Source organism: Microbacterium sp. AC132 (assembly GCF_979258525.1).
The window spans coordinates 1784957-1800370 of the sequence record NZ_OZ409862.1 but is presented as its reverse complement, the minus strand read 5'-3'; the positions used below and the strand labels follow the sequence as shown (position 1 = coordinate 1800370).

Sequence of the window (15414 nt, the reverse complement as noted above, 5' to 3'; positions counted from 1 at the left end):
GGCGCACGCGAAGAGTTCATCCGGCACGCGCGAAGACGGGCGGCCGCCGCGTTCTGCCCTGCGCCGAGGCGCTGAGTCTTGGGGTGCGCCATTGCTGTGCGGGGTCCCACCACCTCGGCCCTCGCACCTGCGGAATGCCGTCATTCATCCGGATCTCCCACCCGGACGTTCCCAGACTCCGGTGGTGCCACCAGCACAACGGCACCCCGTTGTCGGTGTGCGTCGGCCCGCCCCTGGCGTGTTCGGTGACGTGATGGATCTCGCACCAGGATGCCGGGACATGGCACCCGGGGATGAGGCATTCTCTGTCGCGGGCGATGATCGCGCGACGTTGATGCACGGTGAACACCCGATCGGTCGTCGTGATCCCGATGATCCGACCCTCGTCGAGGAGAACTCGCTGGATGGTGCCGGAGCATCCGACGTGGGAGGCGACACTCAGAGGCAGTTGGCCCCACGCACCGCTGACGCTCGCACGCCCGGTGCCGTTCACGAGGTCGTTCGCATCCACCGTCACGACCAGCACCGGTGCGGCGCCTCCGAGTGCGGGCATGTCTCGATGACGGGCGGCGATCGCCAATGCCGCGGCGAGAGCATCATGACGCTTCTGCGCCGGCGTGCGGTCATCGATGACGGCACGCGGATCGGAGTTGTACGGATCCTCGTCGCCGTCTGCCGCATCGCCGTCTTCCGCGTCACCGCGATCGGCCGCGGGCGTGAACGCGACGCCGGGCATCGGCGGCCCGTCCCCCTTGGGGTTGTTCAGCGCATCGAGGATCAGCTCCAACTGCGCGGCGACCTCGGGCGTCAGGTATCCCTTGATCGACCGCAGCCCGTCTCGCACCCGCCCGAGGGTTATCCCCCGACGCCGGGCAGGCTCATCACCCGGCCCGTCTCCATCAGGGTCGAGCAGCGCGACCAGCGTCTCAGCAAGCAGCTTCAGCTCATCGAGTGTGGGCGCCGGGCCACGGACCTCCCCGTCGGGGCCCGCCTCGGCGTCAGGTCTGATGCCGCGAGCCGCGCGAGCGAGACACGTGTCGGCGTCGAGCCGATCAGCGGCACCGATGCGATGCGACACCTTCTCGATCGGCTCTGTCGCGGCGAGCATCCCCGCGACTCCGATCACCCCATCGAGCAGCGCCTCCCGCAGCGCCGGCCAGCGAGCAGGCAGCCGATCGCCGGACACCAGATTCACGTCCCGGCGGACCAGAGCGACCACCTTGCCGACGCGCGTCGCCTCTCGCACGTCTGTCAGCAGGGTGCGCTGCAGCAGTTCGTTCTGAGTGCGGCACCCCGTGGCATGCGGGAAGTCCACCGCATCCCCTGCGGCGATCGTCTCGACCACCACGGCTTCGACCCGCCGGAACGCCGCGCTCGCAGCCTGCAGCACCTCGACCCGTTCTGCATCCGTAAGCCCCGCGAGCGCGTCGTCGGACAGCACCTGATCGAGGTCGGAGACGACCTGATCGAGAAGGGCACGAGTGCGGGATGACATGACTCCATCACACACGGGGCCACCGACATTTGAGCCCTGAAGTCAGCCTCTTTTCGGCCAGTTCAGAAGCATATTCCGGAACACTGGACATGCATTCCGGAACACCGGCGAGCGCCTACCCACACCGACCGCCAGTACCGCCGCGCGCCAGTCAGTTCTCCCAGTTGTCGGCGAGCTTGTTCAGCAGCGTCGCGAGCTGATCGCGCTCCTCATCCGTGAATGCGGCGAGCGCCTTGCTGAGCGCCTCCCGCCGCTCGCCGCGCATGCCCCGAGCGACCTTGCGCCCTTCGTCCGTCAACGCGATGCGCGTGCGCCGCGCGTCGTCGGGGTCGGCCTCGCGGCGCACGAAACCGTGAGCGACCCCCTGTTGCACGAGCCGCGAGGCCCGGGGCTGATCGACTCCGATCGCCGCGCCGAGATCACTGACGCTGAGAGGAGCGGATGCCGCGGCGAGCGCCTCGAGCATCCGCATCCGCGCCGGGCCGCCGAAGCGTCCGGACGGGTCGTTCGCCCACGGCGGCATGCCGGGGTGCACAGGGTGCCCGCGTCCGTGACTCCCCTGCTCGAAGTGGTCAGGGTGGGGTCCGCCGTGCCAGCCGTGCGGCCCGCCCATCCCTCGCGATCCGCGACCACGGTCGCCGGGGCGCCTTCCGCGAAGGCGCGACAGGGCGCGGGCGATGGCCTCGGCGGGGTCGTTCTCTGCGGCGCTCACAGATCGATTTTACATGCGACTTGACATGGATCTGCACTACATGTCACACTACATATACATGCATAGTGACAAGCACATGCTCCATGACATCTAAGGACTCCACCCATGAACACCTCTGACACTCAGAACACAGACAGCACCTCCCGCCCCTTCGGCTATTGGCTGAAGGCCGTCGACCGCCTGATGGCGGCCGAGTTCGACTCCGCTTTCGACGGCGAGCATGCAAGCCGCCGCGACTGGCGGATGCTGAACATCATCGACGGCACCGCGCCGGCCCGCCGCCCCCTCAACGCACACAAGCTGCACAGCCTGGTCGAGCGCGGCTGGGTCGTCGCCGACACCGACAGCGACCTCGGCTGGACGCTCACCGACGACGGCCGCACGGCGAAAGACCGGCTCAGTGACGTCGTCGACGGCATCCGCGCCAAGGTCACCGACGCGGTCGGGCCCGAAGACCTCGAGACCACACTGGCCACGCTCCAGCAGATCGCTCGCGCGTTCGGCTGGGACGAGCAGACGCCGCTTCCTCGTGGACGCGGCCGTCGCCGCGGCTTCGGCCGCCACGGTTTCGGACCCGGATTCGCCCCGGGGCGCGGTTTCGGCCGCCACCACCGACACCCGTTCGGACGCGATCACGGTGTCGCACCCGACTTCGCGTCCGAGCACGAGCACGACCACGAATCGGATGCCGAGTTCCGCCGCCGCGAGTGCGGTCACCGCGGACACCCGGGCCACGACCGCTTCGCGGACGCACGCCGCTCACACCACGGCCACCACGGCCACCCGCGTGACATCGCGGAAGACCGTGACCACCGCCATGGTGGTCACGGTCACGGTGGCTTCGGAGACGTACGCCACGGCGAGCACCGCGTCGCCCGCGCGGCGCAGCACGCCTACGAGCGCGGCTTCGACGCCGGCTTCTCCCGCGGCCGCGACGCCTGAGGCGTCACACCCGCATCCGCTGCACCCAGAACGCCCCGTTCGCTTCGGCGCACGGGGCGATCCCGCGCGTCGGAACCGCACCCCGAGCCAGCTCACGCCAGGAGAACAGCGCCGACCCCGTCGCGAGCCGCGGAGAGGCGCCTAGCGCAGAGCGGGCAGAACGACCTCGTCGACGAGCTGCACCACCGCATCCGATTCGAGTGCGCGCCGCCGCAGGCTGACGCTGCCGAACGCCGCGGTCGGCACGAGGCCGGCGATGAGCGCGACCGGAGCGTCCGCACGCACCTCGCCCCGCTCGATCCATCGCTCGATCACTGCCGTGAGCGCCGCGACGGGCGGTCCGCCGACCACTCGATAGGCGATGTCGCGCAGCTCGTCGTCGCGTCCGATCTCGCTCAGGATGCTGGCGAGCACGCCGGCCGTGCGGTCATCCGCCCTCGCGAAGTGCATCGCCGCAGCGAGGAGATCCTCGCGGAGGGTGCCCGTGTCCGGCACCTCGGCAGCGACCTGCAGCGCACCGACCGCTGCCACGACGAGCTCGGCCTTCGTCTCCCATCGGCGGTAGATCGCGGAACGCCCGCAGCGGGCGCGCTCTGCCACGGCGCCGATCGTCGTGCCGGCGTAGCCGCTCTCGATCAGCAGATCCTGCACCGCCTCGAGAATCGACGCCTCCACGCCGGGGTCACGAGGACGCCCCGCCGGTCTGGTCATCGCATCTGCGCTCATCGGACCCATTGTACATTCCGGTATCGAGCAGTACCGTTTATATCCGGTACTACTCGGTACCGGATATCCGAACCACACTCCAAGGAGCCGTCATGGTCACCACCGCCGTCCGCGCAGACCGGCGCACCACCGAATCCCGGTTGCGCACCGCACTCATCCTCACCGCCGCCATCGCCGTGGCCATCGCGACGAACTCCGTCGTGGCCCTCCTCGCAGTGGCTGCCGGCGCTCCGGCGACATACGGGCCGCTGACACTGCCCGCCTATGCCCTGTTCACGACTCTGGGCATCGTCGTCGGCTGGATCGGCTGGTCGCTCGTGCGCCGCCGCGCCCGCAACCCCCGCCGCACGCTCTCGATCCTCGTGCCGATCGTGACCATGGCGTCGTTCATCCCCGACGTCCTGCTGCTCGTTCTCCGCTTCATCCCGGGAACGACGGGGAGCGCCGTCATCGGGCTCATGGTCATGCATGTCGTCGTCGTCGGAGTCGCAGTGCCCGCATACATCTGGGCCTCGAGGAGACGCTGAGGGAAGCACTGGCGCCACTCTCGGCCGAGAGGTCGCACGGCGCGAAGGTCAGGCGCGCGGTTCTTCCGGGTGGAGCAACCGGGAGGCACCGAGAATCTCGATGCCGAGCAAGTGGCCGTCGCGATCGAAGTCGAGAAACAGCCCACCGGAGATGTCGTCGGGCAGGTTCACCGCGACGGTTCTCGCAACCTCGCCATCCGCGATCGCTGCGCCCACCGTCACGTACGCGGCGTCGACCTCAGGGTCGCGTCGCAGCTCACCCACGCCACGGAGTCGCGGCGGCGGCGGCGACATCCGGGGCACCCGCCGACTGCGCGAACGACACCGTCGTGCCGAGGTAGACCGCACCGGCGATCGCCGCCGCGAGCAGCACGATGAGGAATCCGAAGATCACCGCCGACAGCGCGCGGTATCCCCCGGATGTCGGCACCTCAGGTGCCACCGACGGCTGCGCCCAGTCGTCGGCCACCGGCGCCGGCTGATCGCCCGTGAGGATCGCCGGCTTGGGCCGCGACCGGCGAGTGCTGGGAAGCATCGCCTCGGGCGGAGGCGGCGGAATGACGGCATCCGGAATCTCGGACTCCGCGGGAGGCGGCGGGATCACCGCATCCGGAACCTCGGACTCGGGCGGAGGCGGCGGAATGACAGCATCCTCCGGTCGGATGTACGGATCTCTGCTGTCACTGCTCATCTCAGCCCCCTACGGCTCCGACGTCGGTCGTGCCGACGTCCGTCTTGTGGAAGTTCTGGAACGAGCGGGATGCGGTCGGCCCGCGCTGCCCCTGGTAGCGGTTGCCGTACGGGCCCGAACCGTACGGGTTCTCGGCCGGCGACGTCAGCCGGAAGAAGCACAGCTGACCGATCTTCATTCCGGGCCACAGCTTGATCGGCAGCGTCGCGACATTCGCGAGCTCGAGCGTCACGTGCCCCGTGAACCCGGGGTCGATGAAGCCGGCGGTCGAGTGCGTGATCAGCCCCAGGCGACCGAGCGACGACTTGCCCTCGAGGCGAGCCGCGATGTCATCGGCCAGGGAGACCTGCTCGAACGTGGCACCGAGCGCGAACTCACCGGGGTGCAGGATGAACGGCTCGTCGGGGTCGACCTCGATCAGCCGAGTGAGTTCCGGCTGATCGACCGACGGGTCGATGAACGGGTACTTGTGATTGTCGAAGAGACGGAAGTAGCGGTCCAGCCGCACGTCGATGCTCGACGGCTGGATCATCTCCGGCTCGTGCGGATCCAGACCGATGTGGCCGGAGGCGAGTTCTGCTCTGATGTCGCGGTCGCTGAGAAGCACGGCCCCAGCCTAGTTGGCACACGCGGCCGACACTTTGGCCATGACGGATCGTGCGGGTAGGCTTGCGTTCACCCGCTCCTCGGATGCGGGTACGGGGCTGTAGTTCAATGGCAGAACTTCTGCTTCCCAAGCAGATAGCGCGGGTTCGATTCCCGTCAGCCCCTCCGTATATGTGACGCCCCGCTCGCTGTTCCCGCGACGCACTCCGGCTCCTCCTCATGGATCCATCACGGATTCGTCGGTGGGTGGTCGAGGGTGATGACGAGTTTCCGTGCCGATACGCCACGGCGAAGGGTGTCGATGGCTTCTTGGATGGCCGAAAGCCCGTGTCCTGCGATGTGGGCCTCCGGGTAGAGGTGGTGGCTGCCCGAAGCGAGAGCGGCAGGGAGATACCCGCCCCAGACGGCCGGACCCACGGGAGACGTGGCGATGGCGCTCCCCCAGATGAATGATGCCCTGATGCCGCGAGCGCGACTGCGCACCTGCAGGAGGGCGGTCTTCGTTCCGAGCGTCAGGAAGAGACGGATGCGGGCGAGAGAGAGACCGCCACGGCGGGGTTGTTCGTAGAACGAGACGGGAGGGCTCGCCATCGCGATCCGCGTGGCACCGGTGGCGCGGGCGATCCTCAGACAGGGCTCGGCCGATCCCACCGCGACGGCGAGGATCCCCGCCACCGCGGAGCCGCCGACCGCTTCGACGATCCGATTCGCCGCTTCCGGGTCGCGATAGTCGAAGGCGGCTTCTGCGCCCAGCCGCCTCATCCGGTCGTGGTTCTTCGCAGAGGCCGTCGTGATGACGCGATAACCGGCCGCTCGGGCGAGTTGGATCGCATTGCCTCCGACGGCTGTCGCGCCGCCCCAGATCACGACGACCTCATCGCGATGCGCCGAGTCTCCGAGTCGGGAGCAGTCCAGTCCCAGCTGCTCCTTCTCGAACAGACCGGCCGCCGCAGTGGACACCGCCAGCGGCAGGACGGCGGCATCCTCGAAAGCTGTGGTGGCCGGCAGAGCGGCGGCCAGGCTCGCATCGACCGCGACGTAGGTCTGGAAGCCGCTCTCGGAGACGGCATCCCGACCCTTCTCCAAGCCCATCGCATACGCCACGACGCGGTCTCCGACGACGAAGTCGTCCACGCCCGCTCCGGTCTCGACGACCACGCCCGCGACGTCCTCCCCGAGGATCACCGGGTAGCGCAACCATCCGTACATGACAGTGCCGTTGGACTGGATGATCGCATCGAGCGGATTCACCGCCACCGCATGCACCTCGAGCACGAGCTGCCCTGCCCCTGGCTTCGGCATCGGGGCATCTCGAATCGTCAGGTCCGCATAGGCGGAATCGATCCACGCCGCAGTGTTGTCGCTCATTTTCTTCCGCTCTCCGAATCCGATGACATCTCGTGTCATCATAACTGAGCTTACGACAGTTCGTGTCATCATTGCTGTATGCCTCGATGGTCACCGGATGCTGCACTGCGGTTGGAAGCTGCAGCGATGAACCTGTTCACCGACCAGGGGTACTCGGGAACCACGGTTCCCCAGATCGCCGAGGCGGCGGGACTGACCACGCGGACGTTCTTCCGCCACTTCTCGGACAAACGCGATGTGCTGTTCCTCCGAGATCGCGAGTTCCCCCAAGCGGTGAGCGACTTCATGGAGTCCATCCCGCAAGAACGCGGCGGGACGGCCACCGTTCGAGCCGGCCTCGCGGCCGCATGCCGAGGCCTCCAGGAGTGGCGGGAGCAGATCGCACGTCGACGCAGCATCATCCGCAGCGAACCCGCGCTGCACGAACGCGATCTTCTGCGCAGTCACTACCTCGCGCGCGCCATCGAACGGTCACTGAACCAGCGCGGCATCGCCCCTGAGCACGCACATACCCTGGCCGCCCTCGCCGTGACGTGTTTCGACCTCGCGATGGACCGATGGCTGGAGGGCCCCTCCGATCTCTCACTCGAGGATGCCCTGACTGCGGTGTGGACCGACATGCAGGGATGGATCAACGGGTGACATCGCCCCCACCGCATTCGGCTGGACACCGACGGGAGAGTGCCGAGACGTCGACTGGCCGAGACATCAGCAGTGCCTTTCCCCATCCGATTCCTCCCGGGCTCCGAACAGGAGCAGATGGGCCCGTTCTCGCGCGCCCGAGAGGAGTTCCGATGATCGAATCGTCGACCCCGCCGCTCGCCGACCTCGACGGGTATCGCAACGTCACCGACCTGCTGGTCGCACGCGCAGCCGCAGCTCCCGATCACGTCGCCTTCGAGGTCAAAGGCGCGGATGCTCGAGGCCCGTGGCGCCCGATCACGACTCGGGAGTTCCTCACCCAGGTGCGCGCTCTGGCCAAGGGCTTCATCGCCCAGGGCGTGCGGGCCGGTGATGCCATCGCGATCATGGCTCCGACTCGTTACGAGTGGGCCGTCGCCGACCTCGCCGCCTGGTACGCCGGCGCTGTCGTCGTGCCGATCTACGAGACGTCCTCGCCCACGCAGGTGAACGCGATCATCGCGGACGCGGATGTGCGTCTGGCCATCGGCGGCACCTCGATGCACGCGGTGCTGCTGCAGTCCGCACTCACCCACACGGAACGGATCACGCTCGGCGCCTGGACGATGGATGCCGCAGTGTCCGGCACGCTCTCCGATCTGGTGGCGCGGGGCGCCGCCGTCACCGACGAGGAGCTCGAGGCCCGCAGGGCGTCCGCCACGCAGGACGACCCCGCCACCATCGTCTACACCTCGGGCACCACGGGCGAGCCGAAGGGGGTCGTGCTCACGCACCGGAACTTCCTCGGGCAGGTGCTCAACATCGCCGCCGCCTACCGCGAGATCGTGAACGAGCAGGGCAACACCGTCATCTTCCTGCCCCTCGCCCACGTGCTGGCGCGCGGCCTGCAGCTGATCTGCCTCGCCAGCGGGATGCGCATCGCGCACCTGTCCGACCCGTCGACCGTCGTCGCGACCCTCGACACACTGCGCCCGACGTTCCTCGTCGTCGTGCCGCGCGTGCTGCAGAAGATCCAGGCCGCCGCGGCCGACAAAGCCGCCAAGAAGAAGCTCTCGGCGGTGTGGGCCAAGGCCCGGTCGACGGCTGTCTCCTGGGGCCACCGCGCCGAACGGATCGACGCCGGCCGCCGTCTCCCGAAAGACCTCGGGCTCAGCCTGCGGCACCGCGTCTTCGACGCTCTCTTCTACCGCCGCCTCCGCACCGTGATGGGCGGGCGCGTCGGATACATCCTGTCGGGTGGAGCCGCGCTCGACGCCGAACTCTCGCTCTTCTTCCGCGGCATCGGCGTCCCTGTCATCGAGGGCTACGGCCTGACCGAGACGACCGCTCCCCTCACCGGCAACCTGCCCGGTCGCATCGCGTCGGGCAGCGTCGGCTCGCCGCTTCCGGGACTCACGGTGCGCATCAGCGACGAAGGAGAGGTGCTGGCCCGCGGGCTCGGCGTCTTCAGCGGCTACCGCAACCCCGCGCACGACGACGGCGCCTTCATCGACGGATTCTTCCGGACGGGCGACCTCGGGCGCCTCGACGACCAGGGCAGGTTGATCCTCGACGGCCGCCTCAAGGACGTGATCGTGACGTCGAACGGCAAGACGATCGTGCCGACCCGCTGGGAGAGCGTCGTCGAGGCGGATCCGCTGGTCTCGCACGCGGTGATGGTCGGCGAGGGGAAGCCGTATCTCTCGGCGCTTCTCGTGCTCGACCCCGAGCAGACCGTGGCCTGGGCGGCATCCGAAGGCGTCAGCATCCCTCTCCTCGCCGAGACCGACATCCGCGCCGTGACCGAGCCGACGCTGCGCGCCCGCCTGCAGCGCACCGTCGACGCCGCCAACGCGCTCGTCGCTCGCAGCGAGCAGGTGCGCCGTTTCAGCGTCGTGTTCGCCGACCTCGACGACCGCGGACTCGTCACCCCGACCATGAAGCTCAAGCGGAGCGTCGTGCTGCATCGCGCAGCCCTCACCGTCGAAGACCTCTACCTCTGACAACCGGAAAGAACACCATGTCCTCCCCCACTTCCTCCGCACCGAAGTCATCCCGGTCCTCGCTGATCGCGATCATCGTCGCCCTCGTCATCGGCGCCCTCGTCGCACTCGCCGGCAGCCAGGGCGGCGCGACCGTCGGCGGCATCCCGCTGTTCGCCATCGCCGTCGCCGCGGCCTTCGCGATCCAGATCCTCGCGTTCATCCCGGCGATGATCCTGCGCACCGAGCGGTTCTTCGACCTCACCGGCAGCCTCACCTTCCTGGCCATCTCAATCGCTCTCGTGCTGCTGACGCCTATGCCCGATGCGCGCAGCTGGATCCTCGCGGCGATGGTGACCCTGTGGGCCGTGCGCCTCGGTTCGTTCCTCGCCCTGCGCGTGCACAAGGCCGGATCCGACGGCCGCTTCGACGAGATCAAGGGCTCGCCCGTGCGCTTCCTGCAGGTGTGGGTGATCCAGGGCGCGTGGGTGTCGATCACGGCGGCGGCGGCATGGATCGCGATCAGCACGGATGCTGCGGCACGAGCGCCCATCGGATGGCTGACCGTCGTGGGCATCGTCGTGTGGCTGCTCGGCATGACCATCGAGATCGTCGCCGACGCGCAGAAGTCGGCGTTCCGCGCCGACCCGAAGAACAAGGACGAGTTCATCCGCACCGGACTGTGGTCGCGTTCGCGCCACCCCAACTACTTCGGCGAGATCGTGATCTGGGTCGGCGTCTTCCTCACCGCCGCGCCCGTGCTCGCCGGATGGCAGTGGGTCGCGATCCTCTCGCCGCTCTTCGTCATCCTGCTGCTCACGCGCGTGAGCGGCATCCCGCTGCTCGAGGCTCGCGCCGAGAAGAAGTGGGGCGACCGCGCCGACTACATCGAGTACCGCGAGAGCACGCCCTCGCTGATCCCGCGGCTCACGCGGCCCGTGGTCCGCGAGCACGCGGCGTAAGAGCGCCGTCGCGTGAGGGGCGCTCGCGAGCGCCTCTCACGCGAAGTCGAGCTCGCCGCGCACGATCGAATCGCCCGAGTGCGCAGGATCGCCGTCGACCGGCTCGAAGGAGATGTCGACCAGGCGGTACTCGTCGAGGTCCACACTGTCGGGGACGCGGAACGTGCCCGACGAGTCGTCGAGCACCCCGAGGCTGATCAGCGCCTGTCCGTCCTCGCGGATCAGCCACACCTCGCGGTAGTCGCCGGCGACGAGCTCGTCGCCGTCGAGGGTCACTGTCAACGTGCGCCGGCCGTCGCCGTCGTCGTCGATCCGGGCCTGTCCCTCCGCATCGGGGTGGTCGGGGAACGCGGCGAGCTCGGCCGAGGCGATCACGGCAGAGGAGGGCGTGAGGGTGCGGGCGATCCATACTCCGGCGCCGATCGCGACGACGAGCGCCATCGAGGCGGCGAGGATCCACATGGTGGCCGACGAGCGGCGGCGTGGACGGACACGAGCCCGGTGTCGCGGCGCAGCCGCTTCCGCAGCATCCGCCTCAATCGCGGTCGCCGGACCGGCCGCCGAGACCGGTGCCGATGCAGCCGGTGCCGATGCAGACTCCGATTCCGATTCGGGCGGGTGGACGTCGGATGCCGGGTCGGCAGCAACCGCCGAGGTCAGCCCGAGTTCGCCGTGGATCCTCGACCAGACGTCGGCGGGCGGGGATTCCAGGTCGCCCTCGACGACGCTGGAGCGCGCCACGAGCGCCACCCGCGACATCGCAGCGACCTCGGCGGCACAGTTCTCGCACTCGACGAGGTGTTCCATGTCGGCGTCGGATCCGGCCGGTTCGCCCATCGCGATCAGGGCGATCTTCTCGTCATCGAGATGTGACACGGTTCACCTCCAATCGGTCGCGCATGCGGGCAAGGCTTCGGCGGATATGGCTCTTCACGGTGCCGAGCGGCATCCCCATTCTGCGTGAGATCTCTTCGTGGGTCAGGTCATCGTAGAAGGCCAGTCGCATGACGGCCTGTGCATCCGGCGCGAGCTGCTGGAGCTCGCTCGAGAGCAGCAGAGTCTCGGACAGATCGATCGATTCGGAGACGAGGGCGTCGGGCGGAGTGAGTCGTTCCATCTCGGCCTGCAGCTGCTGCACCTTGGCGCGCGCCTCGAACGTGTCGGCGATCCGGCGCCGCGCGATCGTGATCAGCCAGGTCGACAGTCGCGCCTTCGACGAGTCGTATCCGGCACGCGAGTTCCACGCCGACACGAAGGTGCGCTGGGTGACGTCCTCGGCATCCCCCCGATCGCCGAGCGAGCGCAGCGCCAGGGTGAAGACGACCGGCGACCACCGCCGGTAGAGCTCCGCGAGCGCCTGCTCGTCGCCCGCGACGAAGCGCCTGTCGAGCGCCGCTTCGGCTTCGGTGGTCTCATCCACCCGGAGTCTCCTCTCCATGGTGATCACCCCGCCTCATCGCGGGACCGCCACCGCGACCACGTTATCGCGGTAGTGCCCGGTCTGGCTGTCGAAAGGTCCGCCGCACGTGACCAGCACAAGGGCCGAGGGGCCACCACGCTGGAAGAGCTCGTCGGTCGGCAGTGCCGCCTTCTCGTAGTAGGTCAGCGACTGCACCACGAACTCGCGGCTGGTGCCGTCGGCCGCCGTGATGAGGATGGTCTCGCCGGCGGGCACGTCCCGCAGGCGAGCGAGCGGTCCGATCGGATAATCGATCGCGTCGACGTGCGCTGCGATCAGAATCCGGCCGCTCGTGCTCGTGGCATCCGCTCCGTATCGATACCAGCCGGCGATGGCCGGGTCGACGGGCAGTTCCATCTGTCCGGAGTCGGCCACCCCGACGTCCGTCACCGGCATGTCGATGGCGAGCGACGGGATGGCCAGACCCACGGGAGCGACGGATGCGGTCGGGGTGGGGAGAGCACCCGGCCGCACGGCGACGTCTCTCGCGGGAGTGGGAGGGACGGGCGATGGAGTCGTGGGGGGCGACTCCGTGGAAGGAGGGAGATCCGCGCCCGCCCCTCCCGGTGTGCATGCCACGAGGCACGCCGCGGTGACCAGGGCGCCGAACGTCATGATGACGCGGCGCAGACGGGCCGTCCGCAGCGTGCCTCGGAGCATCAGCGCACCGTCTGGCGGCGACGGACGATCAGGCCCGCACCCACGGCGGTCGCGATCGCGAGGGCGACGAGACCCGCCGAGAGGAGGGCGTTCGCCGAGGCATCCTGCTCAGCGAGGTAGCCCGCGGTGCCGGAGGGCACTCCGTCGGGGTTCGAGTGGAGTCCCGAGATCGTCTGAGCGGCGATCGCGAGGTTGCCGTCTTCGGCACTGCCCCACGCGTAGACGATCGTGTTGACGCCCTCTTCGATCGCGACGTCTGCCGGACCGATGACCGGGTCGGTCGTGCCGGTCAGAGCGACGGCGGCCGACACGGTGCCCGCGGGGAGGTCGAGCTTGGCCTCGTTCGGGTTCGTGAGGTTCTCGATCACGGGCGATCCGCCCGCGAGGATGTCGACCGCGGGCGCCGCGGCGGTGTGACGCACGGTGAGTCGCCCCTGGCCGGGAGCCGTCTGCGAGATGTCGTTGGTGAAGAGGTTGAGGCCGGGTTCGCCCGCTTCGGTCAGGTGGGCCACGGCGGTGTAGTTCCCGCCCGCTTCGAGAGCAAGGGTCGCCGGGCCGAGGATGGGCGCGCTGGCGTCGGCGGCATCGGGAGCGGTGAGCGCCACCTCGTACGAACCGGCGGGCAGCTCGAGCGGTCCGGCGAGGTCTCCCGGCGCGAAGTCGTCGAGGGTGAGCTCGCCGTTCACGTACACGTCGACGGGGGTGTCGGGGATCGCATGCAGCACCGAGAGCTGTGCGGCCTGGGTGGTGGCGGCGCCGGCCGGCATGGCCAGGCCGAGAGCGGTGATCATTCCGACGGCGAGGCCGGCGGCGACTGTCTTGCGCATCTGTTCCTCCTGTACCCGGACCGCCCTGTGCGGCCCTTCATAGGAGTTGTTCTCCGGGAGCGCCGGGTTTGGATGCACCTGGATGAAGATTTCTCAGATCGCCGTGTCGATGTCCGTTCCGGCTATCCGAGCAGCCACTGCTGCAACGGGTACACGAAGTAGAGCAGCGAGAAGGCCTCGTAGAGCGCCCCGATGATGAGCAGCGCGAGGGCGGGCAGGCTCAGCCAGCCGATGTGCTGGAGTCCGCGCAGGTAGGCCGCGCGTCGATTCCGCGCACCGATCGCCTGTGGGCGAACCCAGTACCGGCCCAGCAGGAACGCGCCCAGCAGCAGAAGGATGTAGGCCTGCAGCTCGATCACGAGAGTCAGCGAATGCGGGATCAGCGCGACCCACCCCTCCGGCGTCGTCGGCACGAGGGTCACTCCGGTCGTCACCGACCAGACCGCGAACGTCGCGAGTCCGAGGAACGGCACGACGAGCGAGGGCAGCAGGATCGTGAGGGCGCCGAGCCGCAGGGTGTTGACCGCCAGGATCGTCAGCGCGAAGAGCCAGGGACTGCTGAGCAGAGAGGTGACGAGGCTCGCTGTGCCGTCGTCCTCCAGCGCCTGGGCGCGGCCGGCGACCAGGTCGGGGAAGAGCAGCCCGAGGATGAAGCCGATCGCGAAGGTGCCGTAGGCGAGCGCATTGAGAAGCGCGTAGACGCGGAGGTTCGAGCGGATGATCTGGAAAGGCCTGCGGATGAGTGTCATGGGTGCTCCCGTCGATGGACTAACACGGTGTGTTAGTAAGGGACGCACGCCACGCTAACACACTGTGTCACCGGGGGTCGTGGAGAATGGGATGATGACCGCCGACCCGAGCATGCTGCCGACGAAGGACCGCATCCTGCACGCGGCACTCACGATGTTCGGCGAATCACGCGGCGCGAAGCTCAGCGTCCGCGCGGTCGCAGCGCGGGCTGGCGTGAGCACCGGGTCGTTGCGCTTCCATTTCCCGACGCAGCGGGCGCTGCTCGACGAGGTCCTCCGCGTGGTCTACGAGGTGATCGCACCGGACGACCCGATCCACGATGAGTCGCTGACCGCGAAGGAGCGGCTCCTCGCATGTCTGAGGCAGGTGCTCGCTCCGTCAGGCGTCGGGGCGCAGGCACGCGAGGCAGCCACGATCCTGCACCGGACCTTCATCGAACCCGAGCTCACGGACGAACTCCGTGATGCCTACCTGGCCATCGAGCGCGAAGGGCAGCGCAGGGTCGAGCACTGGCTGTCCGTCCTCGAAGACGAAGGCTCACTCCCGGCCGGAGACAACGCCACGCGCGCGCGTTTCCTCAACTCCGTCCTCGCCGGCCTGGCCCTCGAACGGGCGCTCCCCTCGGACGAGTCGATCCTCGGATCCGAGACGAACACGCTCGCGATGGCGGTCGATGCCGTGTTCCGCGACGACTAGCGAGGGCTCAGTCCGCCGCCGCCTTCGCCGCGCGCTTGGCCTCTTGGAAGACCCGGATCGCCTCGTACCGCTCGGCTGAGCGAGCCTGTCGCTTCTCGCGCTGCTCGTCGCGGTCCTTCGGGGGTGCGGTCGTGACGAGGTCATCGAGCAGATGTCGCACCGACTTCTCGATCTCAGCGACAGCACGGTCGAACACCTCCCTGTTGGCGCGGGAGGGGGCGTTCGCACCCGAGATCTTGCGCACGAACTGCACTGCGGCCTCATGGCATTCGTCATCGGTGGCCGGCGGGGCGAGGTTGTTCAGAGGAACGATGTTGCGGCACATGCCTGCCAGGGTAGAGCGCTGAGCGCCGGAGTCAAGAGGCATCGGACCGACGACTTCCCCACCTA

The 15414-nt window shown here is 68.7% G+C and carries 19 protein-coding genes and 1 tRNA gene; 7 read left to right on the top strand and 13 right to left on the bottom strand.

Annotated elements, in window-relative coordinates; genetic code table 11:
- Positions 1-16: 16 nt before the first annotated feature.
- Positions 17-1495, bottom strand: coding sequence for an HNH endonuclease signature motif containing protein (locus ACZZZQ_RS08565; protein WP_400339068.1), 1479 nt, complete (start codon positions 1493-1495; stop codon positions 17-19).
- 151 nt (positions 1496-1646) lie between these two features.
- The gene (locus ACZZZQ_RS08560; RefSeq protein WP_463507341.1) at positions 1647-2207 is read right to left on the bottom strand and encodes a MarR family winged helix-turn-helix transcriptional regulator; all 561 of its coding nucleotides are present in this window, start codon (positions 2205-2207) and stop codon (positions 1647-1649) included.
- A gap of 400 nt (positions 2208-2607) precedes the next feature.
- Here ACZZZQ_RS08560 and ACZZZQ_RS08555 point away from each other — a divergent pair, with 400 nt between their 5' ends.
- Positions 2608-3294: a twin-arginine translocation signal domain-containing protein gene (locus ACZZZQ_RS08555; protein ID WP_463507340.1), complete on the top strand. Its 687-nt coding sequence runs from the start codon at positions 2608-2610 to the stop codon at positions 3292-3294.
- Here the strand turns inward: ACZZZQ_RS08555 and ACZZZQ_RS08550 are convergent.
- Positions 3291-3875, bottom strand: coding sequence for a TetR/AcrR family transcriptional regulator (locus ACZZZQ_RS08550; protein ID WP_295101196.1), 585 nt, complete (start codon positions 3873-3875; stop codon positions 3291-3293). The two genes, ACZZZQ_RS08555 and ACZZZQ_RS08550, sit on opposite strands and share 4 nt — an antisense overlap.
- A gap of 92 nt (positions 3876-3967) precedes the next feature.
- Between ACZZZQ_RS08550 and ACZZZQ_RS08545 the strand changes: the two genes are divergently transcribed.
- On the top strand, positions 3968-4402 hold the full coding sequence (locus ACZZZQ_RS08545; protein ID WP_463507339.1) for a DUF6069 family protein: 435 nt from the start codon (positions 3968-3970) through the stop codon (positions 4400-4402).
- Positions 4403-4450: 48 nt separating this feature from the next.
- On the opposite strand, the gene ACZZZQ_RS08540 is transcribed toward ACZZZQ_RS08545, so the two are convergent.
- Genes ACZZZQ_RS08540 through dcd form a run of 3 tightly spaced genes read right to left on the bottom strand, consistent with a single transcriptional unit; the run spans position 4451 to position 5700 of the window.
- The gene (locus tag ACZZZQ_RS08540) at positions 4451-4696 is read right to left on the bottom strand and encodes a DUF2283 domain-containing protein (protein ID WP_463507338.1); all 246 of its coding nucleotides are present in this window, start codon (positions 4694-4696) and stop codon (positions 4451-4453) included.
- Complete coding sequence (locus ACZZZQ_RS08535; protein WP_463507337.1) at positions 4659-5093, bottom strand: hypothetical protein; 435 nt, start codon at positions 5091-5093, stop codon at positions 4659-4661. Before ACZZZQ_RS08535 ends, ACZZZQ_RS08540 begins: the two co-directional genes overlap by 38 nt.
- 1 nt (position 5094) lies before the next feature.
- Positions 5095-5700, bottom strand: coding sequence for a dCTP deaminase (gene dcd / locus ACZZZQ_RS08530; protein WP_042536862.1), 606 nt, complete (start codon positions 5698-5700; stop codon positions 5095-5097).
- A gap of 93 nt (positions 5701-5793) precedes the next feature.
- On the opposite strand from dcd, the gene ACZZZQ_RS08525 reads away from it, so the two are divergent.
- Positions 5794-5864, top strand: a tRNA-Gly gene (locus ACZZZQ_RS08525).
- 63 nt (positions 5865-5927) lie between these two features.
- On the opposite strand, the gene ACZZZQ_RS08520 is transcribed toward ACZZZQ_RS08525, so the two are convergent.
- On the bottom strand, positions 5928-7067 hold the full coding sequence (locus tag ACZZZQ_RS08520) for a zinc-binding alcohol dehydrogenase family protein (protein WP_463507336.1): 1140 nt from the start codon (positions 7065-7067) through the stop codon (positions 5928-5930).
- 126 nt (positions 7068-7193) lie between these two features.
- Here ACZZZQ_RS08520 and ACZZZQ_RS08515 point away from each other — a divergent pair, with 126 nt between their 5' ends.
- The 3 genes from ACZZZQ_RS08515 (at position 7194) to ACZZZQ_RS08505 (ending at position 10632) form a co-directional block, all read left to right on the top strand.
- The gene (locus ACZZZQ_RS08515) at positions 7194-7709 is read left to right on the top strand and encodes a TetR/AcrR family transcriptional regulator (RefSeq protein ID WP_187249261.1); all 516 of its coding nucleotides are present in this window, start codon (positions 7194-7196) and stop codon (positions 7707-7709) included.
- Positions 7710-7861: 152 nt separating this feature from the next.
- Positions 7862-9691 (top strand): AMP-dependent synthetase/ligase, encoded by a 1830-nt coding sequence (locus ACZZZQ_RS08510; RefSeq protein ID WP_463507335.1) that lies wholly within the window; start codon positions 7862-7864, stop codon positions 9689-9691.
- A gap of 17 nt (positions 9692-9708) precedes the next feature.
- A complete protein-coding gene (locus ACZZZQ_RS08505; RefSeq protein ID WP_463507334.1) occupies positions 9709-10632 on the top strand; it encodes a DUF1295 domain-containing protein in 924 nt (307 codons plus the stop codon).
- Positions 10633-10668: 36 nt separating this feature from the next.
- On the opposite strand, the gene ACZZZQ_RS08500 is transcribed toward ACZZZQ_RS08505, so the two are convergent.
- From ACZZZQ_RS08500 to ACZZZQ_RS08480, 5 genes are all read right to left on the bottom strand, one after another.
- On the bottom strand, positions 10669-11508 hold the full coding sequence (locus tag ACZZZQ_RS08500; RefSeq protein WP_463507333.1) for an anti-sigma factor: 840 nt from the start codon (positions 11506-11508) through the stop codon (positions 10669-10671).
- A complete protein-coding gene (locus tag ACZZZQ_RS08495) occupies positions 11492-12052 on the bottom strand; it encodes an RNA polymerase sigma factor (RefSeq protein WP_150115128.1) in 561 nt (186 codons plus the stop codon). Before ACZZZQ_RS08495 ends, ACZZZQ_RS08500 begins: the two co-directional genes overlap by 17 nt.
- A gap of 33 nt (positions 12053-12085) precedes the next feature.
- Positions 12086-12751: a class F sortase gene (locus ACZZZQ_RS08490; RefSeq protein WP_232224496.1), complete on the bottom strand. Its 666-nt coding sequence runs from the start codon at positions 12749-12751 to the stop codon at positions 12086-12088.
- Positions 12751-13578 carry a DUF4397 domain-containing protein gene (locus ACZZZQ_RS08485; protein WP_053098083.1) on the bottom strand — a complete coding sequence of 276 codons (828 nt, stop codon included), beginning with the start codon at positions 13576-13578 and terminating at the stop codon, positions 12751-12753. The genes ACZZZQ_RS08490 and ACZZZQ_RS08485 overlap by 1 nt, the downstream gene beginning before the upstream one ends.
- Positions 13579-13700: 122 nt before the next feature.
- Positions 13701-14327 (bottom strand): stage II sporulation protein M, encoded by a 627-nt coding sequence (locus tag ACZZZQ_RS08480; protein ID WP_157557453.1) that lies wholly within the window; start codon positions 14325-14327, stop codon positions 13701-13703.
- Between the two features lie 94 nt (positions 14328-14421).
- On the opposite strand from ACZZZQ_RS08480, the gene ACZZZQ_RS08475 reads away from it, so the two are divergent.
- Positions 14422-15024, top strand: a complete 603-nt coding sequence (locus ACZZZQ_RS08475) for a TetR/AcrR family transcriptional regulator (RefSeq protein ID WP_463507332.1) — start codon at positions 14422-14424, stop codon at positions 15022-15024.
- A 7-nt stretch (positions 15025-15031) separates the two neighbouring features.
- Here the strand turns inward: ACZZZQ_RS08475 and ACZZZQ_RS08470 are convergent, their stop codons facing one another.
- On the bottom strand, positions 15032-15349 hold the full coding sequence (locus ACZZZQ_RS08470) for a DUF2277 domain-containing protein (RefSeq protein WP_053098085.1): 318 nt from the start codon (positions 15347-15349) through the stop codon (positions 15032-15034).
- Positions 15350-15414: the final 65 nt, after the last annotated feature.

Excerpts from the sequence above, each read along its gene's own strand:
- ACZZZQ_RS08565 (WP_400339068.1), bottom strand. The coding sequence starts at position 1,495 with ATGTCATCCCGCACTCGTGCCCTTCTCGATCAGGTCGTCTCCGACCTC.
- ACZZZQ_RS08550 (WP_295101196.1), bottom strand. The coding sequence starts at position 3,875 with ATGAGCGCAGATGCGATGACCAGACCGGCGGGGCGTCCTCGTGACCCC.
- ACZZZQ_RS08545 (WP_463507339.1), top strand. The coding sequence starts at position 3,968 with ATGGTCACCACCGCCGTCCGCGCAGACCGGCGCACCACCGAATCCCGG.
- ACZZZQ_RS08540 (WP_463507338.1), bottom strand. The coding sequence starts at position 4,696 with ATGTCGCCGCCGCCGCCGCGACTCCGTGGCGTGGGTGAGCTGCGACGC.
- ACZZZQ_RS08535 (WP_463507337.1), bottom strand. The coding sequence starts at position 5,093 with ATGAGCAGTGACAGCAGAGATCCGTACATCCGACCGGAGGATGCTGTC.
- ACZZZQ_RS08520 (WP_463507336.1), bottom strand. The coding sequence starts at position 7,067 with ATGAGCGACAACACTGCGGCGTGGATCGATTCCGCCTATGCGGACCTG.
- ACZZZQ_RS08515 (WP_187249261.1), top strand. The coding sequence starts at position 7,194 with ATGAACCTGTTCACCGACCAGGGGTACTCGGGAACCACGGTTCCCCAG.
- ACZZZQ_RS08510 (WP_463507335.1), top strand. The coding sequence starts at position 7,862 with ATGATCGAATCGTCGACCCCGCCGCTCGCCGACCTCGACGGGTATCGC.
- ACZZZQ_RS08505 (WP_463507334.1), top strand. The coding sequence starts at position 9,709 with ATGTCCTCCCCCACTTCCTCCGCACCGAAGTCATCCCGGTCCTCGCTG.
- ACZZZQ_RS08490 (WP_232224496.1), bottom strand. The coding sequence starts at position 12,751 with ATGCTCCGAGGCACGCTGCGGACGGCCCGTCTGCGCCGCGTCATCATG.
- ACZZZQ_RS08485 (WP_053098083.1), bottom strand. The coding sequence starts at position 13,578 with ATGCGCAAGACAGTCGCCGCCGGCCTCGCCGTCGGAATGATCACCGCT.
- ACZZZQ_RS08480 (WP_157557453.1), bottom strand. The coding sequence starts at position 14,327 with ATGACACTCATCCGCAGGCCTTTCCAGATCATCCGCTCGAACCTCCGC.
- ACZZZQ_RS08475 (WP_463507332.1), top strand. The coding sequence starts at position 14,422 with ATGACCGCCGACCCGAGCATGCTGCCGACGAAGGACCGCATCCTGCAC.
- ACZZZQ_RS08470 (WP_053098085.1), bottom strand. The coding sequence starts at position 15,349 with ATGTGCCGCAACATCGTTCCTCTGAACAACCTCGCCCCGCCGGCCACC.